Origin of the sequence: Spartinivicinus ruber (genome assembly GCF_011009015.1) — a bacterium.
Taxonomy (GTDB): Bacteria; Pseudomonadota; Gammaproteobacteria; order Pseudomonadales; family Zooshikellaceae; genus Spartinivicinus; species Spartinivicinus ruber.
In genome coordinates this window covers 5,276,204-5,302,535 of the sequence record NZ_CP048878.1, presented here as the reverse complement: position 1 = coordinate 5,302,535, position 26,332 = coordinate 5,276,204, and the positions used below count along the sequence as shown (strand labels likewise).

Genomic DNA, 26,332 nt, shown 5'->3' with positions numbered 1-26,332 from the left:
AGCTAGTCTTTTTTATTCCACACATTTGGATCCATAGTGCGGTCCAAGAATGGGAATTTCTTCCGATCAAATACTGGTTTTTTGTTAGCTTTAATTTGCTCATCAAAGTCTTTCAGTACTGAGAAGGCAATCTTGGACAACAGTAAAATGGCGATAATGTTGATAATGGCCATCACACCCATTGATAAGTCTGCCATATTCCAGACCAGGCTAACTTTTGCTACTGAGCCAAACAAAATCATACCTAAAACTACCAAACGGTAAGCTAGCAACAGCGCTTTACTCTCCTTGATAAACATCAAGTTAGTTTCGCCGTAGTAATAGTTGGCGATGATAGAAGTAAATGCGAATAGCAAGATAGCAAAGGCAATGAAATAGCTACCCCAACTACCAACATGTTCTGTCAGTGCAGCCTGAGTAAGGTCAGAACTGGTTAAGCCGCTGCCTGGAACTAGTTGGTCTGATAGTAAAACGATAGAGGCTGTCGCAGTACAAATAACGATAGTATCCATAAATACCCCCATCATTGACACAATACCTTGAGTCGCAGGGTGAGGAGGATTTGGACTAGCTACAGCAGCAGCGTTTGGCGCACTACCCATACCAGCTTCGTTAGAGAATAAGCCGCGCTTCAAACCGTTCATAAAGGCTTCTTTGATCATCCAGCCTGCAGCACCACCTGCAGCACTTTCCATTCTAAAGGCATGCTCAAAGATGGTGGAAAATACGCCAGGTAGTTTGTCAATATTCATGAAGATGACGGCTACTGCAACTAGCAAATAGAGCAGTGCCATGAAAGGCACGCAGTATTCAGCAAAACGAGCAATTGAGCGAATGCCACCAAAGATTACAATAGAAGCAATAATGATAATCGCGAAGCCAATGTAGTAATCAAAATTCTTGATACCATCAGCATTGAAAGCTGACTGCATAGCGGCAGAAATAGTATTTGACTGGACGGCATTGAACACTAAGCCAAACGCAATAATTAAGCTAATGGCAAAGACAATACCTAACCAGCGCTGGCCTAAACCTTTTTGAATGTAATATGCAGGGCCGCCTCGGAAGGTGCCATCACCACTATCAGTTTTGTAAACCTGTGCGAGGGTACACTCGATAAAGCTGGTAGCCATCCCCAGCACAGCAATCACCCACATCCAGAAAATAGCGCCCGGCCCACCAGCATAGATAGCCGTTGCTACGCCAGCTAGGTTACCTGTACCCACTCTAGCGGCTAAACTGGTACAAAATGCTTGGAACGAGGAAATGTTGCCATCACTACTTTGGCGACTGCTAAACAGAGCTTTTGCTGAATAGCCAAACCGTCTGATTTGAATAAAGCCTGAAAAAACTGTGAAATAAAGTCCGGCAGCTAATAGTAGCCAAATCAGGAGGTTCCCCCAAATAAGGCCGTTACCGGCATCTACATAGCTACTAAGAACCTGCTCCAAAGCTTGAAGGCTGGTCACTTTTTCAGTTGTACTCATACTGCATACCTTTGTTGTACTACTTGAGTTGGCGATGCATAGTGACATTGCCGATAAGACATACACAAGGAGGCGAAGCATAATGGTGGAAAATCGCTTTTGAAATAGTACTTATACGTAGTGACAGAATCTGGGTAATGTGATCAATAGGGCGTGTGCGGTGTAATTTAAAACAACAAGACAGCGTCCGAAAATGAGGTTAAGCTATTGAAATATAAAAATTTATTGGCTTATTTTAAGGGCTTTCATAAGACTGTCAGACTACATTTGTATTGTGTCTAACAGGTGTTTTATTGGGGTGACATTTTTTTTGTAAATGTTTGAAATGTGATCTGTATGAGGAGTAAAACTGCCTATTTGCTTCTTAAATTTTACAGGTATCAAGTAAAACCAAGAGCTGCTATTAGTGAGCCAAAAATTTCTACTCGGCTATTTCATCAGGTATCAAAAGTTTTGGGCGATATGAGAAAGTGATTGTAGCTTAGAAAAGTATTCAGGATTGCAAGTTGTAAATTTGAAACACCTTGAATAATTATAGGGTAGAACAAATATTGGCAAGCTGGTGTCACTACAATGGGTTACTAATACGGGTTTTTTAGCGCTTGGCTATTGGATGTGCTAATTGTTTAGGGGCGTGTGTATGCTCCTTAGTTGGCCCAAGGAAAGGCATGAATACTGAAAATAGCAAAGAACGCTACTAGAAGTATGACCTTTATCGCTATAATTGTTGAATAGGCTTTAAGGTTAAGTAAAGCTCTACCTCTCACTCATTCAGGTCAATATAGAGGATGTCAACGTCTAAACGGTTTCAAGTTTTTGTCAGCTCTACCTATCGTGACTTGGTAGAAGAACGTCAGCAAGTGTTTCTTGCATTGCTTGGGTTAGGTTGTATACCTGTTGGGCCTGAATTTATCCCTGGGTTTGATAACGAAAGCGATGACTGCTGGCCAAAAGTGCGACAGCAAATTGATGAAAGTGATTATGTCGTGTTAATGCTTTCTGGGCGCTATGGCACATTAACGCAAAGTGGAATCAGCTTTTTGCACCGGGAATATACTTACGCTAATACCCTAAAGAAGCCCATACTCTGCTTTATTCGTGACCCTCGGTATCCACTGGCTCCCACTAAAAAAGAGCGTACCGCTGATGGTGTTGCTCGTTTTAGGGTATTTCGTGAATCTTTGCAAAAACACGAACATTTACCATGGGATACTACTGATAGCTTAATCATGTCACTACGTCAGTACTTGCCGCAATTTATGGAGAAGTATCAGGCTGTTGGTTGGGTTAGAGCTAATACACTGCCTGGCATGAATGAGCAGTCTGGTAATCTGAACTTTTCTGAACAGTTGACTGAGCTGCAAGAAGTAAAAAATGCGTTGAATTACCCAGAAATGTTGCAGCAAAACCGCTCAGTGGCCTTATTGAAGCAATCTGTTGAGCTGACTTACATCTGCAATATTTATATTCAAGGCAATTGTAAGCTGATAACAGAGAAAGCATCATTGCTTTGGCAGGATATCTTTACGGCATTTGTTAGCCATATGCAGCAAAGTGCTTCGGAAGATAGGATTAAACAATCGCTAGCGCATTTTTTAGAAGAGCGCTTTGCCAGTACGATTTACGAACAAAATCAGGAAGTGCACGCAATTAATGACTTTCAGTTTACTGATACTTCATTACGAATGATTCGTTTACACTTGCGGCGAATGGGGTTAATTCGAAAGGATACCTTGCGCTCAAGTCGAAGTCGTTCGGTTTGGCAGCTAACACCGATTGGTCGTAAGGCGTTGCAAGACCTTTCAATGGCAGAAGCCATTAAATCCTAAGGCTGTAGCTGTTAATTAAGCTGGCAGCCCAAAGTTAAATTCGCCATAGTAAATTACAAATAGTGGCTTAGAGGTGTTCACCTCTTAATGAAAGCACGATGTCTTGTAGCTTTTCTGCGGAGACGGCTTCTGGCTGGATTGAGTCTCCTATTACTACTGATACCTTGGACCAGAAACGCTTGGGCAAGGTTGTTAAAGCATGACCCCCTTTGTGGCTAAAGAAACTACCCCACAAGCCACGCAATGCCATAGGGACTACTGGCACTGGGTCTCGCTCGATAATCTTTTCAATGCCTTTTTTAAACTCATTAATTTCCCCATCTTTGGTGAGTTTCCCTTCAGGGAATATACAGACTAGCTCCCCTTGTTTAAGTGCTTCTGAAATGCGTTCAAATGCAGCATTAAAGACATCAGGATTTTGATGACGAGAGGTAATGGGAATTGCCTTAGCAACCCGGAAAATAAAATTAAGTACGGGTAAATCGTAGATAGGTTTATACATTACAAACCGTACTGGACGATGACAAACCCCAGCTAGTAATAAAGCATCTACATAACTGACATGATTGCAGACAATTACGCCTGGACCTTCATCAGGGATTTTTGTGATATTTTCACTACGCACCCGGTACATAGTGTGAGTAAGTAGATAAATTAAAAAACGCATGGTAAATTCTGGTACGGTTGAATAAACATAAAGAGCAACAACGGCATTCAGTAAAGCCAGTACCAGAAAAAATTGCGTGATGGTTAAACCTGCAACTCCAATAAACAAAATACCACTCAGAGCACTGACCACCATAAACAGCGAGTTGATTATATTATTGGCGGCTATAACTTGGGCACGATATTCCTCTGGCGTTCTGTGTTGAATAAGGGCATATAAGGGCACAATAAATAGCCCGCCAAAAAAGCCAATTAGTGCCATATCAATTAATACACGATAGTTGCTGCCGGTTTGAAAGAATTCTGTAAAACTTAATAGTTCTGCTGAGTTACTAGGTTGAGTGGCAAAGAACAGGTCAATGCCAAAAATGGTCAAGCCAATACTGCCAATGGGAACAATACCAATTTCTATTTTATGGCCTGATAACCTTTCGCACGACATGGAGCCTAAGCCAATGCCAATAGAAAAAGAGGCTAATAAACAGGTTACGACTCCTTCGGCACCTCGTAAAACCTCTTCAGTGAAATTTGGCAACTGGGTTAGATAAGCTGCCCCTAAAAACCAAAACCAGCTGATAGCCATAATGGATAAAAATACTGAATGAGATTTTTTAGCTTGCTTGATTATTCGCCAAGCTTCTGTAATAGGATTTAAGCTAATTTTAAGGGAAGGGGCGCTGGCAGGAGCTTCAGGAATTTTGCGACTACAGATATAACCGATCACTGCGAATACAATCACTGAGATAGAAATCCAGGTGGATGCCGTTTCTAAGCTTGCCAATAAACCTCCAGCAATGGTGCCAAATAAAATGGCGAGAAACGTACCCATTTCAACAAAGGCATTACCACCCACTAATTCATCTTCATATAAATGTTGAGGAATAATGGCATATTTGACTGGGCCAAAAAAAGCTGATTGAGTACCCATTAAAAATAAAATAAATAACAGTAGCCATAGACTGTTTAGGTAAAAGGCAACAGCAGCAGTTAGCATTATGCCTATTTCAAGTATTTTAACTCGCCGAATAATTTGCGATTTTTCATATTTGTCGGCAATTTGACCTGCTAAAGCAGAAAATAAAAAAAAGGGTAGAATAAACAGACCAACTGCTGCGTTTATCAGAATATCTTCAGAAATGGCAGCTACCTCGCCACCAAACTGAGTAATATTATAAGTGACCAAAAACACTAATGCATTTTTAAAAATATTGTCATTAAATGCGCCAAAAAACTGAGTAAGAAAAAAAGGCAGAAAGCGGCGCCTTTTCAATAAGCCAAACTGGCTTTTTTCCTCATTAGGGTGCATGGTTACTACTCCTTTACGCTTTAAAGTACGACCTTTAGTTAGTTTGTACAAGCCCTGTTAAAAAGTGATGTACTAATTGTTCTAGCATGTATTCAGCACTTGTTGTATTACTGATAAACAACTTATCGCCTAATGCAAGGCTGGTAATGCCATGAACGCTACCCCATAGGGTACGAGCAGTTAGCGAAATATCCTCTGCTGACTTATTTGGACAGAGCTGAATTAACTGCTCCTCGACCAGCTTAAATAGCCGATTGATCTTTTGTTGGTGCCATTCCGGTACCAACTCACCTTCAGGCATTTTATGATTAAAAACTAAAGCCCAGTGATTAGGCTCGGTAGTAGCAAACTGTAAGTATTGTTTAGCCAGTGCATTGGTTGCTTGTTCAGGTGAAAGGTTTGGCTTCGCCTGATGACTGGTTAGCTGTTGATATAGCCGGTCCAGGGTACGGCCATTAACCTGCAGCAGCATATCATTCTGGTGCTGAAACAGAGTGTAAAGCGTACCAGGCGTGTAATTGATAATACTGGCAATCTTCCGTACCGAAAGCTTCTCTGCTGGCAGCTCACTAAGCAGCTGCTCTATTGCACTTAAAGCCATTTCCCGGATTTGCTCTTGGGTGTGTTCGTGTCGTCTAGCCATATTACAGTTGCGTAAACTACTCTAATTGAACAGTGTTCAATTAGAGTAGTTTATTTTGGTTGGGGAGGCAAGCTTTGATTTAAAACCAGGATAAGGCTCAAAAATAGCTTGGATAAGGTTGAGGGTAGAAGCTTGAACGATTAAAACGGTTTTAGTTTGTAATAAAAATGTAACTTGTTTAAAATATGTTCGCTTTTTGCTGTTCCTGCGTATCAGTGATAAGCAAACAAAGAGTTATCGTTAAGGAAGTATGTAGTAAATGCACATTATTATTGGTTTTTTAACTGCTGTTGCGGGTCTTGTTTGGGCATTGTATAGACTCCAGAACTCAGGCGTTGACCTCAATTCATTTAATCCATTCTACTGGGTAAGAAGACGGAATTGGGAAAAGAGGATCGGTACTAAAGCCCTTCATTCAATTAGTAATCCCATGGAAGCAGCTGCAGTACTTGTTGTTGCTATGGCTGAATTGAATGGCATGGTAACGCAGGAACTCAAACAGAAAGTTATTGCGTTGTTTTCTTCAGAGTTTAAGGTTTCAGAAAAAGAGGCTATTCACCTTTATGCTTCTTCATCACATTTGCTTAAAGACGCTTTAAATGTTTCTGCTGAGGTAAAGCATATTCTTGGCCCGACTATTTCATTATATGAAAATCGCCATAAAAGCTCTCTCCTGGATATGTTAAATGAAGTTGGCAATTTTGAAGGAGGTTTTAGTCAGCCTCAAGAAGAACTGCTGAAAAATATTAATCGATTACTCAGCATGAATAAAAGCAACTCAAAACAGTGGTAAAATATATTAAGGTGAGGCATTGCAAGGAAGCCTCAATGCCTTTCCACTTAGCATAGAACTGTAGTTATTGAAAAATAAGTTATTAAATACAGCTAAGTATATATCAAAGCATCAAATGAGCTGCTCGAAATAGTAAAAGGCTAGCTTCAAATATTAACATGGATCGAAGAAAAATCCTCTCAACAGCTACATTATTGGTCGCAATAATTGGAATCGGCTTTGCGATGAGTCCATTTATAATTTCGCTTAACCCTCCATCTCACTTGCCTGAGTATGCAAAGGGATTTGATATTAGTGAAATGGAGGAAAACTCTATAAAAACCATTCATATAAGATCAAGCAAAAAAATTGAGTATGGCAGAGGAAGTAGCTGGGAGCCAGGAGATGCTTTGATTATTGTAAGAGGAGATGAAAAAGAATTTCATCTTTATTGGGTACCTACCTGGGAACAGCAATTTCTTATGCCTATGACATTTTGGGGGCAGCATGGGGGATATTGCAAAAAGCTTGGGGTTGAAGTGAATACGAATAGGAGGGTGATTAAATGCTTGAGTTCTGAATCCTCTCGGTTTCCTTACAAAGAATGGATGTGGTCTATAGAGGGTGAAGGATTAGGTAGAATGAGTCCAGACTTATATAGAATTAATTTTAGAGTAGAAAATAATGTGATTTATGCATTTTTGGCCACCAATCAATACTAATTGAAATCCAATAACCAGTCTACAACTGAATTATCATTTAAACTAAAAAATAGTGAACCTATCTTTGGCGATGAGTCAGGAGCATAAAAAGGCAATTAACATGAATCAGGACCAACTAGATATTATAGAAGTTGAAAAGGTTTTCGAAGCTGGTGATATAGAAGGCCTAAAAAAACTATTACCTCCATTATTAGAGCGCAATATACCTGAAGCTATTCGTATTAATGCATCGTTTTTCGACTCGGACATACCTGAAGAGGAATGTGAGCGCTTGTTTGTTGAAGGTATGTTCAGAGCTGCTAAGTTAGGTGACCCTAAAGCAAGATATCAAGTTGGTGTGTTTTATGACTTAGGTGAGTATGGGATCAAAGAGGATAAGTACAAAGCATCGCTAATATTTAAAAAACTAGCAGAGGAAGGTGATCCACATTGTATGTGGATATATGCTTGTGAGTTAATCTGGGGAAATGGATCGTTTCCAAAATCATTTAATGAGGGTATTCAGTTGCTGATGGAAGCATCAGAGAGGGGATCAGCAAATGCTTGTATGACTATTGCTGGTTTTTATGATGAAGGACAGTTTCGCTTTGAAAAAAATATCGAGAAAAGAGATAAATATAGAGCGTTGGCTTTAGTATATGATGATACAACATTCGACCCCTACGCTAAGCAGATTAAAGCCCCAGAAAAATAGCCTATCAAAATCGCTAGATGAAAAATTTTTATTAATGAATAGTTAGTATCTAAATAAAATTTAGTGACTTTGAAGGTTTATCTTAAATTTAATTTTTAAGACTAATGTTTGATGAAAAATATTAAGTATATAAAAATATTAACATTAAATGGTGTGCCAATAAACATGCATTGGTCCCTTTGTATTACTTTGCTTGTAATATTGGCTGCTGGTATTTCTGATTTTTCGGTTATTTTGGGTGGTTTTTCATTTTGGGGTATTATGCTGCTACATGAACTTGGGCACATGTATTTTGCATCAAGGCTTAACTTACAGACTATAAAAATAGACTTGCACTTACTGCATGGAATTTGTGAGTATGAGATTGGTACAGAATTTGAGTCATGTATTGTTTCATGGGGTGGAGTTGTAGCTCAGTCATTAGTATTTATTCCTTGTATTATACTGTATAGTTTGTTTGGTGAACAGTTAGAATGGTATTGTAATACCCCTTTAATTATCCTAGGGTATTTGAATGCAATGATTGCAATACTAAATTTGTCTCCTAGTAAGTGGTTAGATGGTGGCTCATGCTGGCGATTGTTTCCCTTGTTAGTACAAAAATTTAAAATTTATAGAGATGTAAGAAAGACCATAGAGGCTCAAGTTTTGTCTCCAGAAAAAATTGTCAAGAATGCAATAAACAAAGCACAGATAAAGTAAGTTAATACTCATATTCTGTCGAATCTATTAATGCCCCCCCTATTAACTTGGAATTCTGAGTGGTAAAGCAAGACTTGACCCCGAAGGTTTCTGACCTTATCAAGAAATTTTATATTGATATTCAATACAATCTATACTAACATCATTCACCTCCGCATAATCCTTGTGAATTTTTATCTCCTTAAAGCAATGATACCCTAATACTTTCAGGGATGCTTTATTCTCTGTAGATACTAATGCAATTAATGTTTTTATATTCATTTGAATAGCATGATAAATGATTTGTCCAACAGCAAATTTAGCGGCTCCACAACGGGTAAATTTTTCCCCAACACGATAGCCTAAATATGCGTTTTTTTTGTCGCTGTCAATCTTGGTTAAATTAACACGCCCAACAATCTCTTCTTCTTCATTAATGATCAGCATGGGTAACGAACGTTGTATACTGTATTCATTAAGAAGGTCTTTAATGTGTTTTTGAATACCAAAGTTAGAATAAAAGCCGGGTTCTCTGGGGTTGATATGAGACTCAAACCATTGTTTATTTTTAATTTCAAAAGCCAATAAATTTGTACTGTCGAACTCTGTTAATAATCTAAATTTCATGAGTGTATTTAATTTATAGTGATCCGCTTCCCTGTTGTTGCTGACTCCAACGCAGCATCCGCTAACATGAGTGCTTTTAAACCATCTTGCTGATTAGCTAGGGGATTAGTAGTGCCACGGATAGTTTCAATAAAGTTATCCAATTCTGCTTTATAGGCATCGGCATATCGTTCTAAGAAAAAATGCAGGGGTTTTTCTGTAATAACACCTTGTTCACCACTAAAGGATAAATTAGTAGCGGTATTATTATTGGCTTGCAACATACCTTTACTGCCAAATACTTCGATACGTTGATCATAACCATACACTGCTTGACGGCTATTACTGATTTGACAAAGTTTTCCAGAGGCAGTTTTTAAAACTACCATGGCGGTATCAACATCACCTAATTCACCAATTGCTGGGTCAATTAAACAACTGGCGCTGGCAAACACTTCTACAGGCTCTTCATCTAACAGCCAACGGGCCATATCCAAATCGTGAATCATCATGTCGCGAAATAAACCGCCAGTTGCTGGTAAAATATGAGCAGGGGGGGGAGAAGGATCACGACTGGTGATAGATACCATTTGTAGTTCACCAATTTTACCTTGTTGTAATTGGTAATGGAGTTGATTGAACTGTGGATCAAAGCGTCGGTTAAATCCTAAAGCACAGGCTACTTGGAAATCATCAATGACTTTCAGGCATTCTTTAACCCGTTCGATATTTAAGTCAATGGGTTTTTCACAAAATATAGTTTTACCTGCACGTGCTGAGCGAATCATTAAATCAGCATGAGTATCAGTTGAGCTGGCAATAATCACCCCTGTAACTGTCGTATCAGCTAAGGCTGTATTAGCATCTGTAACAGTAGCACCATATTGTTTTGCAAATTGTTCTGCTGCCGTTTGGTTAACGTCCACAACAAATTTAATTTGCACATCAGGGTGCTGCGATACATTTGCCGCATGGATGGCACCAATTCTGCCAGCCCCAAATAAACATAAGTTAATCATTACTTGTTTTCCTAATATTATTTTATTTTTTGATTATATTTTTCGTTGTTTGTTGTTCTTCTTGTTTATATGCCAGTCCAATAGAAAGCGCTTGTGCAATACATAACGATGAAGTCAGTGAACGAAACGAACGTACCTCTGCTTCTTTTACTACAAAGCTCACTGTTGCTTGTTGTACCAATGGGCTGAGCTGACTATCAGTAATTACAATTAAAGGCACTTCGTCTGGTTTTGCTTTTATGGTTTCTTGAGTTTCTTCCGAATAAGGCTTAAAACTGATAGCGACCATTGTGTCTTGAGGTTGAATTACACTGGCTTGTTCTCTAAACATACCGCCCACGCCATCAACTAAAAATGCGCTTTTTTCAACATGACGCAAAGCGTAAGCAAAGTAGGAGGCCACCACAAAAGAACGACGGAAGCCAACAATATGAATGATATTTGCTTTTTCAAGAATATTAACAGCTAAATCCAGTTTGTCAGCATCCGCTTCAGCTTTGAGCTGATCCATAGCAATCATATTGGCTGATGCAAACTCGTTAAGTAACTGAATAGGTGACGTTGGGCTTGACTGGTTCAGTTGTTCCTTAGCCAGGCGAATGCGTGCGTTGTAACTGGGCGTGTCTTCAACCAGCTTTGCACGAAATAGCCGTTGCATATCACTAAAGCCTTGGAAGCCAAAAGCATTAGCGAATCTCACTAATGTAGAGGGAGGAACATTGGCTTCTTGTGCGATAGCAGCCACAGTGCCAAACGCAATATTTTTTGGGTGATCTATCACAAATTGGGCGACCTGCTGTAGCCGTTTACTCAGCGAAATGTGCTTGGTAGTTATGGCAGACTCAAGTTCTGCCAGGCTCTCTGGCGGTGTGATCATCATGCATGGAAACCTTGTTATAGTAATGTTTCATTTATAGCGCAAACCCTTTAAAAATGAAACGAACATTTTATTTTTGATTGTTATAACAAAAAAATTTTAAAATATAGTGGAAATGAAATAAATATTTCAATATAACAGTAAGGACACATACAGAAGATGGCTGAGTATCACTGCTATTTCTGAAAAAAGTAAACTAATAAAAAGAATACAAGTGGCGAAAAATAAAAACTGACCTGTTTTAACCCAAAGCGACGCTTTTTAGAGGGCAAACGCTAAAAACCGTTAGCGAAGGGCATAATTATTATAATAAGGAGCTTTGAGTAATGAAAAAACTAGTTATTGCTGCAGTAACGGCTATAAGCACCTATTGTGGAATGTTAACAGCTGACACTTCCCGTGTAGTTGTTGTTAGCCATGGCCAACCCCAAGACCCTTTTTGGTCGGTGGTGAAAAATGGAGTGGATGAAGCGGCGAAAGAAGCACAAGTCAAAGTTGAATACCGAGCCCCCGACACATTTGATATGGTAAAAATGGCGCAAATTATAGATGCTGCCATTGCTACTAAACCGAATGGGTTAGTGGTGTCTATTCCAGATAAAGACGCTTTATCTGACTCAATAAAAAAAGCCGTCAATAATGGTATACCTGTTATTTCAATGAATTCTGGTGCTGATGCCTATAAACAGCTAGGCGTTAAACTTCATGTGGGGCAAAGTGAATATCTAGCTGGTAAAGGGGCTGGCGAAAGAATGCGCCAGGCAGGTGTGAAAAACGGTTTGTGCATTAATCATGAGCAGGGTAATGCAGGCTTGGACCAGCGATGTGATGGTTTTGTTGAGGGAATGAAAGGCAAAGCGGCGATTTTGGCGGTTAGCACTGACCCTACCGAAATACGAAATGCACTATTAGCTTATTTAAATAAAAATAGAAATATAGATGGCATTTTGACTTTAGGTCCTATCGGTGCAGATCCAACAATTGCAGCGATTGAACAAGCAGGCGCTGCAGGAAAAGTTAAAATAGGTTCTTTTGATTTATCCCCCGCAATTTTAAAAGCCATTAAAAAAGGTAGCATGGATTTTGCCATTGATCAGCAGCAATATTTACAGGGATATTTGCCAGTTATTTTCCTTGCTCAGTATTCAAAATATGGCGTATTACCTAATGGTGAGGTGCAAACAGGACCTGGTTTTGTTACTAAAGAAAATGCCAATCAGGTTGTAGAGTTAAGTAAAAAAGGTATTCGATAGTTAGGATGATTTTTTCAGTATGAACTCAACAACAACTGCATCTGCCGTAGATATTGCAAAAGATGAGCGGCTGCGAAATCAAAGTATAATTCGTAAAGCAATGCATCGCCCAGAGCTAGGTGCTGTAGCAGGGGCTTTATTAGTATTTGGCTTTTTTGGTATTTTTGCTGGCGACAGTGGAATGTTCAGTGCTAGTGGTACCATTAACTTTTTAGAAGTTTCTGCTCAGTTAGGTATTATTGCTGTCGCTGCGGCATTATTAATGATTGCAGGAGAATTTGATTTATCCATTGGCTCTATGATTGCTTTTTCGGGGTTAGTGGTAGCCATTCCTGTATCAGTATGGGGTTTACCCATGTGGATGGCTATTATAATAGCCTTTATTGGTGCAGTTGGAATTGGCTATCTCAATGGCTATCTAGTTGTGAGAACAAAACTGCCTTCCTTTATTGTGACACTTGCTTTTTTATTTATCCTGCGTGGTTTGGCTATAGGTTTCACACGTCTTATTACTGGCAGAACTCAAGTGGGTGGCTTAAAGGAGGCTGCAGAGAACGATTGGTTAGCATCATTATTTCATGGAGAGGTAGGTACCAGTTTATTTTCCTGGTTAGCTAAAATAGGCTGGCTTGAAACTAACTTTGCAGGTCAGCCGATGGTAACGGGTATTCCCGTTTCAATTATCTGGTGGATGGTTATTGCTGCACTTGCTACCTGGGTATTATTGATGACCCGATTTGGTAACTGGATATTTGCTTGTGGTGGCGATGCCAACGCGGCAAGAAATGTGGGTGTACCGGTTAATAAAGTAAAAATTACATTATTTATTTTTACTGCATTGGCAGCTACGGTTTTTGCTTGTTTGCAAGTGTTGGATGCAGGTTCGGCTGATACCAATAGAGGGCTGCTAAAAGAGTTTGAGGCAATCATTGCGGTGGTTATTGGTGGCGCCTTATTAACCGGTGGTTATGGTTCGGCCATTGGTGCGGTATTCGGTGCCTTAATTTTTGGTACAGTACAAATGGGGATTTTCTATACCGGTGTGAATACTGACTGGTTTAAAGTGTTTATGGGAGTAATGATGCTACTTGCCGTGATGTTTAATAACTATGTTCGTAAAAAAGCGACAGAATCTCATTAAAGGTAAGGGCTTTAAATATGAATAATAAACCTTTAATTGAATTAAAAAATGTTCATAAATATTTTGGTAGTGTAATTGCTCTGCAAGATATCTCATTAGCAGTAGCTTCGGGTGAAGTGATGTGTTTGTTGGGAGATAACGGTGCTGGAAAGTCAACCTTAATCAAAACACTCTCAGGGGTACATAAACCCACTAAAGGACAAATGTTAGTCGAAGGGCAGGCGGTTAATTTTAACTCACCAGCAGATGCACTTGATCATGGTATAGCAACCGTATTTCAGGATTTAGCCATGGTGCCGTTAATGAGTATTACCCGTAATTTTTTCATGGGGCGTGAGCCAACTATTGGTAGAGGGATTTTTCGGTGCATTGATTGGCAGTTTGCGAATAAAGTAGCCAAAGATGAAATGGCTAAAATTGGTATTGATGTACGTGACCCGTCCCAGCCAGTCGGTACATTATCCGGAGGTGAGCGTCAGTGTGTGGCAATTGCCAGAGCGGTTTATTTTGGTGCTAAAGTTTTAATTTTAGATGAACCGACTTCAGCCTTAGGCGTTAAGCAGGCATCAGTTGTTTTACGTTATATTGCCCAAGCAAAGTCACGAGGTTTAGCCGTTATTTTTATTACCCACAATGTCCATCATGCTTATCCAGTGGGTGATGCCTTTACCATATTAAAACGTGGTACCAGTTTTGGTACATTTCTTAAAACAGAAGTCAATCGTGAAGATGTTTTAGCTATGATGGCTGGTGGTGATGAAATGGAAAATTTAGCAGCAGAGTTAGAAGAATTTGCGCGTATTGATGCCTCTCAAGAAAAAGAACAATTAACGAATGCTGTTAGTAAACAAGATAACCCAGCAGAAAATAAAAATACCTCATTAGCTACTCAAGTATGAAAAAGTTACGAATTGGCCTCATTGGAACTGGCTACATGGGCAAAGCCCATAATATTGCATTTAAAGCCTGTCCTGCTGTGTTTTCCTTATCTGCAACTATTGAGTGTGAAATGCTAGCAGAGGTAAGCCAGGCACTAGCTGAGCAAAAAGCGAAAGAACTTGGTTTTAACCGGGCAACTGGAGATTGGCGAGCTTTAGTACGTGATCCAGATATAGATGTCGTTGATATTTGCTCGCCAAACTATCTACATAAAGAAATGGCTCTGGCAGCCATAGCTGCGGGTAAACATGTTTATTTAGAAAAACCTTTGGCACTTAATTCCGCTGATGCAAAAGAAATGACCGAAGCAGCCGAGCGAGCTGGGGTTAAAACACTAGTCGGTTTTAACTATATAAAGAACCCCGTTGCACAGTTAGCAAAAGAAATAATTATGAATGGTGAAATAGGGGAGGTTGTCCATTTTCGAGGCACCCATAACGAAGATTATCTAGCTGACCCCAAAACACTTTTTAGTTGGCGATTAAAGCGAGAGCTGGCAGGTTCTGGCACCTTAGGTGATATGGGGTCACATATTATTAATATGGCCCAGTATTTAGTAAGTGATATTGTCGAAGTGATGGCTGATTTACAAACTGTTATTAAAGAACGACCTCTTCCTGATAACAAAGAAAAATATGCCAAGGTAGAAAATGAAGATCAGGCGCATATGCTGGTGCGTTTTACTAGTGGTGCTATTGGTACGATAGAGTCTAGCCGAATTGCCTGCGGCCGAAAAATGGGACTGACTTATGAAGTCACCGGTACTAAAGGATCGATTGTATTTGATCAGGAACGATTGAGTGAATTAAAACTTTATACTAATAATGATCCAACCAATCGCCAAGGATTTCGTACCATTTTAGTTGGTCCGGAACATCCTGATTATGCTGCGTTTTGTGTCGCCTCTGGGCATGGTCTGGGGTATAACGACCAAAAAATTGTTGAAGTACGTGATTTAGTTGAAGGTATTTGCACAGATAAACCTATGTGGCCAGACTTTCGTGCTGCTTATGAAGTGAATAAGGTATTAGATGCAGCGGAACTGTCTTATAAAGAAGGTCGTTGGATTAAGATCAGTGAAATAGAATAATGAAGGAAGTTTACTGTTATGACAATTCATATTAACCAATATCGAGAAGGTTTTCCTTTGGGGATAACTGAAATTACCCGTTATGATGAAGCTGAAGATAATACGGGTATCGCACTGACAGTGCATAAACTTTCTACTGATGAAATTTATAGTACTACAACCGATGTTGAGACTGCTTGGTTATTAATGAAGGGGGAAGTAACAGTTGAAGTAGCAGGAAAAAATTATACTTTAACCAGACAGTCGTTATTTGATGAATCACCAAAATGCTTACATGTTTCTGCACAAACGACAGTTAAGTTTAATTGTCATGTTGATACTGAGTTTACTGTCTATCAGGTACCTAATAGAAAAAAATTTAATTATAAGATTTATACTGATGTAACTAATGAGCATCGTGGCAAAGGTCAAGTAGGCGGTGCATGTTTACGTTTTGTCAGAACGATTTTTGATCTTAATAATGCTGATCCCAATGCTGAGTTAGTACTAGGTGAAGTAGTAACTATGCCTGGGCGTTGGTCAAGTTATCCACCCCACCATCATCCTCAGCCTGAAATTTACCATTATCGGTTTACTCACCCTCAAGGATATGGGCATGCAGAGCATGGTGAAGACATATTTAAAATAAAGCAGTTTGATACGGTGAAAATTTTTGATGGTAACGACCACCCGCAAACAGCTGCACCTGGTTATGGTATGTGGTATTCCTGGGTTATACGTCATTTGCCTGATAATCCTTATACCGTACCGGAATTTACGCCAGAACATACCTGGACCCAAAGCCCAGATGCAGAGATTTGGTTTCCAGAGGAGTTGAAGGGTAATGAATACTAAGAACTTGGATGTTATTTGTCTTGGTCGTGCTGCAGTTGATTTATATGGTCAGCAGATAGGCTGTCGATTGGAAGATGAGTCTTCTTTTGCAAAATATTTAGGTGGCTCGTCTGGCAATATTGCTTATGGTACGGCTCGGTTGGGACTGAAATCAGCTATGTTAACCCGAGTGGGCAATGAGCATATGGGCCGCTTTGTGAAAGAAGAGCTTAGCCGGGCTGGAGTTGATGTTACACATGTTAAAGCTGATAACGAACGACTAACCGGATTGGTACTATTAGGAATTAAAGATCAAGATACTTTTCCGTTAATTTTTTATCGCAACGATTGTGCTGACATGGCAGTCAGTGTTGAAGATTTTGATCAAAATTTTATTGCCTCCAGTAAATCATTATTAATTACGGGTACTCATTTTTCTACTGAGCATACATTTAAAACCAGTTTACAAGCCATGAAGTGGGCGAGAGAAAGCAAGACAAAAGTCATTTTAGATATTGACTATCGTCCAGTGTTATGGGGGTTAACCGGTTTGGGCGAAGGGGAAAATCGCTTTGTATCAGCAGCAAACGTTACCCAGCATTTACAAAAGATTTTACCCTATTGTGATTTAATTGTTGGCACTGAAGAAGAGTTCCATATTGCTGGTGGTTCTACTGATACTATTCAGTGTTTAAAAGCGATACGCGGTTTAACTGAAGCTGTACTCGTGCTTAAACGAGGCCCTTTAGGCTGTAATGTTTTTTCAGAAAATATTCCTGAGTGTTTAGATGATGGTTTAACAGTTCAGGGAGTAAAAGTTGAAGTACTCAATGTGTTGGGTGCTGGTGATGCTTTTATGAGTGGTTTTTTAAGTGGTTGGTTAAGAGATAAGTCTTTAACGGAATGCTGCCAGTTAGCTAATGCATGCGGGGCAATAGTGGTATCTCGACACGGTTGTGCACCAGCAATTCCTAGTAAAGAGGAACTAAAATATTATTTAGCTAATTCAACAGATATACCCAGGCCTGACTTAGATCAACATTTAAATTACTTGCATCGAGTGACAACTAGATACCGAGCTAAATGGGAAGAAGTCTGTGCATTAGCATTTGATCATCGCAAGCAATTTATTGAAATGATGAATGAAACAGGAACGGATGAAAGTCAAATTATTGTATTAAAAAAATTATTATTAGAAGCGACTAAGCTAGGTGCAGATAAAGCAAAATTAACCACACCTGGTGTATTAATTGATGATAGTTTTGGTCAGTCTGCATTAAATGAAGTATCTGGAAAAGGTTGGTGGGTTGGTCGCCCAGTAGAATTGCCAGGCTCTCGTCCGCTACATTTAGAGGGTAAAACAAGTATAGGTAGCCGCTTAATCTGTTGGCCCAAAGAACACATTGTTAAATGCTTGGTTTTTTATCATCCTGAAGATGAGTTAATGATAAGACATCAACAAGAGCAACAAATTATTTCATTATATGAAGATTGTTGTGCCAGTGGCCATGAGTTTTTACTTGAGGTTATTCCGTCTAAAGATTTACAAGTTGATGATGACACTATATCTAGAACATTAATGCGTTTTTATAATTTAGGGGTTTATCCTGATTGGTGGAAGTTACCACCACAAAGTGAGTCATCCTGGCAAGCAATTCAACAGATTATTAATCAACGTGCGCCTCATTGTCGTGGAGTGGTCATTTTAGGCTTGGATGCACCTATTGATGAATTAGTAGCAGGATTTAAAACAGCAGCCAACTACTCAATCGTAAAAGGGTTTGCGGTTGGCAGAAGTATTTTTGCTGATCCAGCTCGTCAATGGTTAAAAAATATTATTAATGATGAGCAGTTAATTGAGCTGGTCGCAAATAACTACCAACAGTTAATTACCGTATGGCAAACAAATCGTCAAAACACCAAATGCTTGCGGAGGGTAGGATGAATACAGTTCGGCTAACTATGGCTCAGGCCTTAGTTAAATATCTTGCTGCTCAATTGGTTGACATTGATGGAAATAAACTGCCGTTGTTTGAAGGCGTGTTTGCTATTTTTGGCCATGGAAATGTGGCAGGAATAGGAGAAGCTTTATTTCATGTTCAAGATCAATTACCGACGTATAGAGCGCATAATGAGCAAGGTATGGCTCATGCAGCTATTGCGTTTGCTAAAGCCAATAATCGTCGCCGAATGATGGCTTGTACTACTTCCATTGGCCCTGGGGCGACTAATATGGTGACGGCAGCAGCATTAGCCCATGTTAATCGATTGCCAGTTTTATTTTTGCCTGGTGATACTTTTGCTAGTCGAATACCTGACCCGGTGTTACAACAAATAGAGAATTTTGCAGACTCGACTATAACAGCAAATGATTGTTTTAAGCCAGTTTCTCGGTATTTTGATCGAATTACCCGGCCAGAACAAATTATTTCTAGCTTACCAATGGCTATTGCAACATTAACTGACCCTGCTAACTGTGGTCCAGTTACTATAGCATTGCCACAAGATGTGCAGGCAATGAGTTATAATTTTCCTGAACGTTTTTTTGAGCCAAAGGTTCATCATGTATTTCGCCAGCCTCCTGATCAACGACAGTTGATGGATGTGATTGCAGCAATCGAAAAATCAGAAAAACCAATTATTATCGCTGGCGGAGGGGTACATTATTCGGAAGCAGTTAACGAGTTAATGTCATTTGCTGAGAAGTTAAATATTCCTGTAACTGAAACGCAGGCAGGTAAAGGAGCTTTACTTTGGAATCATCCAAATCAGCTTGGCAGTGTTGGGGTAACGGGTAGTCAGGCAGCTAATGTGATGGTTGCACAGGCAGATTTAATCATTGCAGTAGGCACTCGATTACAAGACTTTACCACCAGCTCACGCACTTTGGTGAAAGATACTCAACAGTTGGTACAAATTAATGTGGCACAGTTTGATGTGATCAAACATAATGCATTACCCTTAGTTGCTGATGCAAAATTAGCATTACAACAATTGTTGTATTGTTTATTGGAAAAAAATAAACACGAAAAAGAAGCTAAGTATCAAGTAAGCAAGGACTGGCTATCTACAACTCAAGCTAATATGGCTGAATGGAATAAAGTAGTTGAAGAAAAAACATTAGCTACTAATGAGGCATTACCCACTGATGCACAAGTGCTTGGTGCAGTAAACCGAACTATAGACCCTAACGATGTAGTGGTATGTGCTGCTGGAGGCTTACCTGGTGAGTTACACAAGTTATGGAAAACAAGAGATGCAAGAGGCTATCACGTGGAATATGGGTTTTCCTGTATGGGCTATGAAATTGCCGGTGGTTTAGGGGTAAAAATGGCCTGCCCAGATAGGGACGTGGTGGTGATGGTAGGAGATGGCAGTTATATGATGCTTAATTCAGAAATTGCTACCTCAGTTATGTTAGGGAAAAAACTGATTATTGTTGTATTGGATAACAGAGGTTTCGGTTGTATTAATCGCTTGCAACAAGCTTGCGGCGGCGCTCCGTTTAATAATTTATTAACAGATTGCAAAACTATAGAGGAAGGTGCTCCTGTGATTGATTTTGCAGCCCATGCACGGGCCATGGGAGCATTTGCTGAACATATTCAAGGAATAGTGGAATTAGAAGCGGCATTAAAGCGAGCAAAACAATCCAATAGGACTTATGTAATTAGCTTGAATACTGACCCAGTGCATACGACAAGTGAAGGTGGCTCTTGGTGGGATGTTGCTGTACCAGAAATTTCTCAACGAAAGGAGGTCACAGAAGCGCGGGTTAAGTATGAAGAAGCAAAGAAGCAACAACCCTATTAAATACTCTATAAATTGAATCATTATGAGTTCTGGATGAAGGTACAAATATGGCAGTAAAAATTGGAATTAATCCGCTTACCTGGACTAACGATGATATGCCAGCACTTGGGGCAGAAACACCACTGGAGGTTTGTTTAGCGGAAGGAAAACAAGCAGGATATAGTGGGTTTGAGTTAGGCAATAAATTTCCTAGAGACCCTGCCGTATTGGGACCTATTCTAGATAAGCATGCTTTACATCTGGTGTCGGGTTGGTACAGTGGTCAGTTAATGACTAGAAGTGTCGAGGAGGAAATTGAGGCTATCCAGCCTCACTTACAATTATTAAAAGCGCTTGGTGCTCAAGTAATGGTATTTGCTGAAGTGACAGGATGCATTCATGGTAAAAAAGATATGCCTTTAACTCGTCGCCCTGTTTTAGCTAAAGCAGATTGGCAGCCTTATGCCGAGCGATTAACTCAATTAGCTGATTATACACTGAGTGAAGGAGTTCAAATTGCTTATCACCATCATATGGGAACGATCATTGAAACAGAATCTGAAATCGACCAGTTAATCATGCTAACAGGAAAGTCGGTAGGGCTACTGTTAGATACTGGACACCTGGTTTATGCTGGTGGTGATCCATTGGTAACTATAAAGCGACATATTGGGCGTGTTTGCCATATACATTGTAAAGATATCCGCCCAGAAATTCTACAGTGGGCAAAAAATACTGATAGCAGTTTTTTAAATGCGGTATTACAAGGTGTATTTACAGTACCTGGTGATGGTTGTGTTGACTATCCCAATATTTTGCAACTACTAAAAATGCATAATTATACTGGATGGTTAGTGGTAGAGGCAGAGCAGGACCCAGCAGTAGCTCGCCCTCTAACTTATGCAAAGATGGGCTATCAATATTTGTCTGAACAGGTGTCAATAGCTGGACTTGAACTCGCCGGTTAACTGGCACTAAATAAATTTTTTTGAAAATGGAATAATGATCAATTTCATAGTCAAAGAGAATGTTTTTTTGGGGCGGCCGTTGAGAGAGGAAGTCTTATGAGTTTATATTTTAATAAATGATTAGGGCGAAGACAGTTTATTGCTCCTGCATTGCTATACGGCCATGCGTAAACTGCATTCAAACCATCCTTGGTGCTTTGCGACGACAAAAAACCCTAAAAATCAATCGTGAATAATATATTTGGGTGGTATGGGAATATAAAAATGCAACTAATTAATAACTTTATCAATGGAATTATCGCTCATAGTGAAAGTGGACGAGTTAATCCAGTATTTAATCCAGCTACTGGTAAGCAAACTGCAGAAGTGGTGTTGTCAACAGCAGAAGAAACGCGGCAGGCAATTAGTGCGGCAGCTGATTCATTTACCGAATGGTCAAAAGTTACTCCATTAAATCGTGCCAGAGTATTATTTAAATTCAAAGAATTAGTTGAGAAAAATCGCAATGAGCTAGCTGAAATAATCACAGCAGAACATGGAAAAGTTTATAGTGATGCCCAAGGTGAAATTACCCGAGGCCTTGAAGTGATAGAGTTTGCTTGTGGTATTCCTCATTTATTGAAGGGGGAGCATTCACTTAATGTGGGAAGTAATGTTGATAGTTATTCAATGATGCAACCCCTGGGTGTTGTTGCGGGGATTACCCCATTTAATTTTCCGGCGATGGTACCCATGTGGATGTTTCCTATTGCCTTAGCTTGTGGTAATACCTTTGTTTTAAAGCCTTCTGAAAAAGACCCGACTTGTCCCATTCGCTTGGCTGAGTTGTTACAAGAAGCAGGTTTGCCTGATGGTGTATTTAATGTAGTGAATGGTGACAAGGAGTCAGTTGATGTATTACTAACTGATAGCCAAGTTGAAGCAATTAGTTTTGTTGGCTCGACACCTATTGCTGAGTATATTTATCAGACAGGCTGTGCACATGGTAAGCGAGTACAAGCGTTAGGTGGTGCAAAAAATCACATGATAGTCATGCCTGATGCAGATTTAGATCAAACAGTAAATGCATTGATAGGAGCTGCTTATGGCTCAGCAGGAGAGCGTTGTATGGCTATTTCTGTTGCTGTAGTGGTGGGTGATCAGGTTGCAGAAAAGCTCACTGAGAAGCTAGCCGTGCAAGTCGAACACTTAAAAGTGGGGCCTGGGTTTGGCCAAACACCTGAAAACAATATGGGGCCATTAGTTAGCAGTGAACATCGGGATAAAGTTGTCAGTTACATTGATGCTGGTGTTGCTGATGGTGCTAAATTAATTGTTGATGGTCGTGGTTTTGCCGCAAAAGGTAATGAAAATGGTTTTTATGTGGGTGGGACTTTATTCGACCATGTAAAACCTGATATGAAAATATATCAGGAAGAAATTTTTGGGCCAGTGTTATGTGTTGTCCGGGTGCCAGACTTACAATCAGCAGTGGAGTTGGTTAATGCGCATGAATATGGCAATGGTACCGCTATATTTACTCGTGATGGTAATGCGGCCAGACAATATGCTCAGCATATCCAAGTGGGAATGGTAGGTGTTAATGTGCCAATTCCAGTACCAATGGCATTTCATTGTTTTGGTGGTTGGAAGCGATCTTTATTTGGTCCACTACACATGCATGGTCCAGATGGGGTGCGATTTTATACAAGAATGAAAATGGTAACAGCACGTTGGCCTGATAGTTCGACTGTGCAAGGGGCTGAGTTCTCAATGCCAACAATGAAATAACTACATAGCCGAAAATGAAGCATAAAAAAACCACAGTTAACTGTGGTTTTTTTATGCTTAGTCATAATGTCAACTATTGTTTAGTATGCTGTGAAATTTCTGGGGTGGATGACAATTTATACGGCACTGGTTTACACTGTCGCCTTGATTTTGGACAAATTTAGTACTTGCAGTAGATAAACAAAAGCATTTATCGAAAGTAAATAATTACAATCAAAAGAAGGGTGTGTGTTATGAGAATTTGTAGAAGCTTCTACGCTATTATGGTGTGCTTGGTTCTTTTACTTAACATGAATGTTATCCAGGCCGAAATACGATGGGATATGCCAACACCCTATAGTGATTCAACTTTTCATACTAAAAACATCAGGTTATTTGCTGATGAAGTACTAAAAGCGACACACAATGAATTGAACATTACAGTACATAGTGCTGGGTCATTAATAAAACATCCAGAAATTAAAAAATCAGTCAGACGTGGCATAGTACCAATTGGTGAAGTGTTAATATCTCGGTTATCTAATGAAGATAGCTTCTTTGCATTAGATTCTATTCCTTACTTAGCAACTGATTATCAGCAAGCACGTAAACTTTGGCAAGCGAGTAGAGAAAAAACTGAAGTAAAATTAGCAAAACAAGGCCTAAAATTATTATTTTCTGTGCCTTGGCAGCCTCAAGGACTATTTGCAAAGAAAAAAATAAAAGCAGTTATTGATTTACAAGGTTTGAAACTAAGGGTTTACAATAAATATACAGAAAGACTTGCTCAATTACTACAGGCTGTGCCTACTCAAATTGAAGCGGCTGATATTGCAACAGCTTTTTCAACGGGGCGGGTTGATTCTATGATAACTTCACCAGCAACTGGCGCAAATACGAAAGCATGGGACTTTCTAAGCCATTATCATCATTTTCAAGCGTGGATACCAAAGAATATGGTGTTTGTAAATGCTAAGCAGTTTTCTAAACTCACTAAAGAAAATCAGGCTGCTATATTAATTGCAGCAAAGAAAGCTGAAGAGCGCGGTTGGGAAATGAGTGAACAAGAATCAAATAAAAAAGTGGCGATAATGAAAGCAAATGGATTAAAGATAATTTATCCTTCAAGTAAGTTGCATTCTGAACTATCTTATGTTGGTCATGTCATGACTGAGGAATGGCTTAAAGAAGTAGGCAGTGAAGGAAAAAGAACGTTGGCGCTTTTTAAGTAAATAATAATTTATATAATAAATAGTTTGAAAGTGTTTCTAAGGGTATCCATAAGCTAACCTGGATATATAATCAGATATTAAAACGCTACATGACTCGATTTTGTTGGACTATATCTAAGTATTATGTATTCTGATGGAATATTCAGGCTCAAAGTCTAAAAAATATGGTATGAGAAATATTTTAGATAGAATTTATAAAACTAGTGGTGTGTTAGCTGCGGTATGTTTGGTTGCTAGTTGTTTGATAGTATTTATGCAGGTTGTTGGTCGAATTATTGATAAATTTTATAGTTTTTTTACTGGCAAAGTCTTAGGCTTGATGATTCCATCTGCTGCAGACTTCATTGGTTGTTTATTAATTTCTGGTTCATTTTTTGCTCTAGCTTATACCTTGCACAATAGACAGCATATTCGGGTTAAAATTCTTATTGAGCAAGTAAGAGGTAATTGGAACAGGTTGTTGGAGTGTTTAAGTTATGGTATAGCTGTTACAGTTGGTGGTTATTTTACTTATTATACCTATAAGCTGATGATAGATAGTTATGAATTTTCTGAAGTAACGCCAGGAATTATCCCAATTCCTCTATGGATACCACAGCTGGCTATGTTAATAGGTGTAATATTTTTTATTATAGCTGCTTTGGATGGACTAGTAAAAGCAGTTTTTCATCAAATCAGAAGTACATTTAACTAATAGCGATTAAAAGCTCTTAAAGGAAGTTTGTTAATGGAAGTAGGTTTAATTGCGATTATTCTAACCCTAACTTTATTTATTTTACTTGCTGCTGGTATATGGGTATCAATTGCTTTAATTTGTGTTGCCTTGTTAGCAATGGTTTTAGGCTCTCCTGTGTCACCGGGTGATGTATTGGTAACAACAATATGGGGGGCGGGTAACTCCTATGAATTAGCTTCACTACCTATGTTTATTTGGATGGGGGAAATATTATTTAGAAATAAACTCTCTGAAGCAATGTTTGCAGGGTTAGCCCCCTGGTTAGGTAAACTTCCCGGTAGTTTGCTACATGTGAATATCTGGGGATGTGGTTTATTTGCAGCCGTTTCAGGCTCTTCTTCTGCAACAACGGCTACAATTGGTAAAATGACTTTACCAGAGTTAGCAAAACGAAATTATGATGAAAAACTTTCTATTGGTACTTTAGCTGGCTCTGGCACACTGGGTTTACTTATACCACCTTCTATTATTCTAATTGTTTATGGGGCTACTACTGATCAGTCCATTGCCAGATTATTTATCGCAGGAATAATACCAGGTTTACTGTTATTGTTACTATTTACAAGCTATGTAATGATACAGTCATCATTTAAAAAGTCGAGAAAAAACAATGAAATTTGTCAAATATTGAGCTATCAGTATACGCTTGCAGAAAAACTGTCCGCTTTAACTAATTTATTACCTATTATTTTACTGATTGGCGGACTGATAGGCTCTATATATTTTGGTATAGCCTCCCCTACTGAAGCGGCTGCAGTAGGGGTGATATTGTCATTGCTCATTACCAAGCTAAAAGGAACGTTATCAATTAAAGGATTTATTGATTCATTAATGTCAGCTACTGGTACCTCTTGTATGATTGTCTTTATATTATCTGGTGCTGCATTTTTAACAGCGGCTATGGGGTTTACTGGTATTCCAAGAGAGTTAGCTGAGTGGATAGGGGCTCAACAGTTTTCGCCTTTATTGTTATTAATGGTGCTTACACTTTTTTTTATTATTTTAGGTTGCTTTTTAGATGGTATTTCAGTTGTGGTGCTGACGACTTCGATTATTTTACCTATTATTGAAAGTGTTAGTATTGATCCTATTTGGTTTGGTATTTACTTAGTGGTGGTAGTGGAAATGTCACAAATTACTCCACCTGTCGGTTTCAACCTATTTGTGATTCAATCTTTAACAGAAAAGAATATATTAACCATTGCACGTTATGCATTTCCGTTCTTTTTACTCATGTTATTTGCAGTAGTATTAATGGGCTTTTTTCCTCAGATTGTATTATGGTTGCCAGAACAGATGAATAATTTCTAGAAGCTG

At 39.2% G+C, this 26,332-nt stretch carries 23 protein-coding genes; 17 read left to right on the top strand and 6 right to left on the bottom strand.

From position 1 onward, the window contains the following. Positions 1 to 2: 2 nt before the first annotated feature. The gene (locus G4Y78_RS24030) at positions 3 to 1,487 is read right to left on the bottom strand and encodes an alanine/glycine:cation symporter family protein (RefSeq protein ID WP_163835418.1); all 1,485 of its coding nucleotides are present in this window, start codon (positions 1,485 to 1,487) and stop codon (positions 3 to 5) included. A 788-nt stretch (positions 1,488 to 2,275) separates the two neighbouring features. On the opposite strand from G4Y78_RS24030, the gene G4Y78_RS24025 reads away from it, so the two are divergent. Next, the gene (locus G4Y78_RS24025) at positions 2,276 to 3,316 is read left to right on the top strand and encodes a DUF4062 domain-containing protein (RefSeq protein WP_163835417.1); all 1,041 of its coding nucleotides are present in this window, start codon (positions 2,276 to 2,278) and stop codon (positions 3,314 to 3,316) included. Between the two features lie 67 nt (positions 3,317 to 3,383). Here the strand turns inward: G4Y78_RS24025 and G4Y78_RS24020 are convergent, their stop codons facing one another. Further along, positions 3,384 to 5,288 carry an MFS transporter gene (locus G4Y78_RS24020; RefSeq protein ID WP_163835416.1) on the bottom strand — a complete coding sequence of 635 codons (1,905 nt, stop codon included), beginning with the start codon at positions 5,286 to 5,288 and terminating at the stop codon, positions 3,384 to 3,386. A 34-nt stretch (positions 5,289 to 5,322) separates the two neighbouring features. Beyond that, entirely contained in the window at positions 5,323 to 5,931 is a 609-nt protein-coding gene (locus G4Y78_RS24015; RefSeq protein WP_163835415.1) for a TetR/AcrR family transcriptional regulator, read from the bottom strand. Between the two features lie 259 nt (positions 5,932 to 6,190). Between G4Y78_RS24015 and G4Y78_RS24010 the strand changes: the two genes are divergently transcribed. The 4 genes from G4Y78_RS24010 to G4Y78_RS23995 all read left to right on the top strand — a co-directional run bounded on the left by G4Y78_RS24010 (position 6,191) and on the right by G4Y78_RS23995 (position 8,821). Further along, complete coding sequence (locus G4Y78_RS24010; protein ID WP_163835414.1) at positions 6,191 to 6,724, top strand: TerB family tellurite resistance protein; 534 nt, start codon at positions 6,191 to 6,193, stop codon at positions 6,722 to 6,724. Positions 6,725 to 6,882: 158 nt separating this feature from the next. Next, on the top strand, positions 6,883 to 7,425 hold the full coding sequence (locus G4Y78_RS24005; RefSeq protein WP_163835413.1) for a hypothetical protein: 543 nt from the start codon (positions 6,883 to 6,885) through the stop codon (positions 7,423 to 7,425). A 100-nt stretch (positions 7,426 to 7,525) separates the two neighbouring features. After that, on the top strand, positions 7,526 to 8,119 hold the full coding sequence (locus tag G4Y78_RS24000; RefSeq protein WP_163835412.1) for a tetratricopeptide repeat protein: 594 nt from the start codon (positions 7,526 to 7,528) through the stop codon (positions 8,117 to 8,119). Positions 8,120 to 8,230: 111 nt separating this feature from the next. Further along, complete coding sequence (locus G4Y78_RS23995) at positions 8,231 to 8,821, top strand: zinc metalloprotease (protein ID WP_163835411.1); 591 nt, start codon at positions 8,231 to 8,233, stop codon at positions 8,819 to 8,821. A 99-nt stretch (positions 8,822 to 8,920) separates the two neighbouring features. Here G4Y78_RS23995 and G4Y78_RS23990 read toward each other — a convergent pair whose 3' ends face one another. Genes G4Y78_RS23990 through G4Y78_RS23980 form a run of 3 tightly spaced genes read right to left on the bottom strand, consistent with a single transcriptional unit; the run spans position 8,921 to position 11,305 of the window. Then, entirely contained in the window at positions 8,921 to 9,385 is a 465-nt protein-coding gene (locus tag G4Y78_RS23990) for a GNAT family N-acetyltransferase (protein ID WP_230425642.1), read from the bottom strand. Positions 9,386 to 9,435: 50 nt separating this feature from the next. Further along, complete coding sequence (iolG, locus tag G4Y78_RS23985; protein WP_163835409.1) at positions 9,436 to 10,425, bottom strand: inositol 2-dehydrogenase; 990 nt, start codon at positions 10,423 to 10,425, stop codon at positions 9,436 to 9,438. A 22-nt stretch (positions 10,426 to 10,447) separates the two neighbouring features. Then, on the bottom strand, positions 10,448 to 11,305 hold the full coding sequence (locus tag G4Y78_RS23980; RefSeq protein ID WP_329604906.1) for a MurR/RpiR family transcriptional regulator: 858 nt from the start codon (positions 11,303 to 11,305) through the stop codon (positions 10,448 to 10,450). A gap of 323 nt (positions 11,306 to 11,628) precedes the next feature. Here G4Y78_RS23980 and G4Y78_RS23975 point away from each other — a divergent pair, with 323 nt between their 5' ends. The 12 genes from G4Y78_RS23975 to G4Y78_RS23920 all read left to right on the top strand — a co-directional run bounded on the left by G4Y78_RS23975 (position 11,629) and on the right by G4Y78_RS23920 (position 26,326). Continuing rightward, positions 11,629 to 12,555, top strand: a complete 927-nt coding sequence (locus G4Y78_RS23975; protein ID WP_163835408.1) for a sugar ABC transporter substrate-binding protein — start codon at positions 11,629 to 11,631, stop codon at positions 12,553 to 12,555. Positions 12,556 to 12,574: 19 nt separating this feature from the next. After that, positions 12,575 to 13,696, top strand: coding sequence for an ABC transporter permease (locus G4Y78_RS23970; protein WP_163835407.1), 1,122 nt, complete (start codon positions 12,575 to 12,577; stop codon positions 13,694 to 13,696). A 17-nt stretch (positions 13,697 to 13,713) separates the two neighbouring features. After that, positions 13,714 to 14,595, top strand: coding sequence for an ATP-binding cassette domain-containing protein (locus G4Y78_RS23965; RefSeq protein ID WP_163835406.1), 882 nt, complete (start codon positions 13,714 to 13,716; stop codon positions 14,593 to 14,595). Then, a complete protein-coding gene (locus tag G4Y78_RS23960; protein ID WP_163835405.1) occupies positions 14,592 to 15,725 on the top strand; it encodes a Gfo/Idh/MocA family protein in 1,134 nt (377 codons plus the stop codon). The genes G4Y78_RS23965 and G4Y78_RS23960 overlap by 4 nt, the downstream gene beginning before the upstream one ends. 18 nt (positions 15,726 to 15,743) lie before the next feature. Further along, on the top strand, positions 15,744 to 16,559 hold the full coding sequence (locus tag G4Y78_RS23955; RefSeq protein WP_163835404.1) for a 5-deoxy-glucuronate isomerase: 816 nt from the start codon (positions 15,744 to 15,746) through the stop codon (positions 16,557 to 16,559). Next, positions 16,549 to 18,483: a bifunctional 5-dehydro-2-deoxygluconokinase/5-dehydro-2-deoxyphosphogluconate aldolase gene (locus tag G4Y78_RS23950; protein WP_163835403.1), complete on the top strand. Its 1,935-nt coding sequence runs from the start codon at positions 16,549 to 16,551 to the stop codon at positions 18,481 to 18,483. The genes G4Y78_RS23955 and G4Y78_RS23950 overlap by 11 nt, the downstream gene beginning before the upstream one ends. Further along, positions 18,480 to 20,351 carry a 3D-(3,5/4)-trihydroxycyclohexane-1,2-dione acylhydrolase (decyclizing) gene (gene iolD, locus G4Y78_RS23945; RefSeq protein ID WP_163835402.1) on the top strand — a complete coding sequence of 624 codons (1,872 nt, stop codon included), beginning with the start codon at positions 18,480 to 18,482 and terminating at the stop codon, positions 20,349 to 20,351. The genes G4Y78_RS23950 and iolD overlap by 4 nt, the downstream gene beginning before the upstream one ends. A 47-nt stretch (positions 20,352 to 20,398) precedes the next feature. Further along, the gene (iolE, locus tag G4Y78_RS23940) at positions 20,399 to 21,298 is read left to right on the top strand and encodes a myo-inosose-2 dehydratase (protein ID WP_163835401.1); all 900 of its coding nucleotides are present in this window, start codon (positions 20,399 to 20,401) and stop codon (positions 21,296 to 21,298) included. A gap of 264 nt (positions 21,299 to 21,562) precedes the next feature. Next, a complete protein-coding gene (locus G4Y78_RS23935; protein ID WP_163835400.1) occupies positions 21,563 to 23,068 on the top strand; it encodes a CoA-acylating methylmalonate-semialdehyde dehydrogenase in 1,506 nt (501 codons plus the stop codon). A 233-nt stretch (positions 23,069 to 23,301) separates the two neighbouring features. Beyond that, the gene (locus G4Y78_RS23930; protein ID WP_163835399.1) at positions 23,302 to 24,279 is read left to right on the top strand and encodes a TRAP transporter substrate-binding protein; all 978 of its coding nucleotides are present in this window, start codon (positions 23,302 to 23,304) and stop codon (positions 24,277 to 24,279) included. Between the two features lie 133 nt (positions 24,280 to 24,412). After that, positions 24,413 to 24,973, top strand: a complete 561-nt coding sequence (locus G4Y78_RS23925; RefSeq protein ID WP_163835398.1) for a TRAP transporter small permease — start codon at positions 24,413 to 24,415, stop codon at positions 24,971 to 24,973. Between the two features lie 33 nt (positions 24,974 to 25,006). Next, positions 25,007 to 26,326, top strand: a complete 1,320-nt coding sequence (locus G4Y78_RS23920) for a TRAP transporter large permease (protein ID WP_163835397.1) — start codon at positions 25,007 to 25,009, stop codon at positions 26,324 to 26,326. Positions 26,327 to 26,332 lie beyond the last annotated feature (6 nt).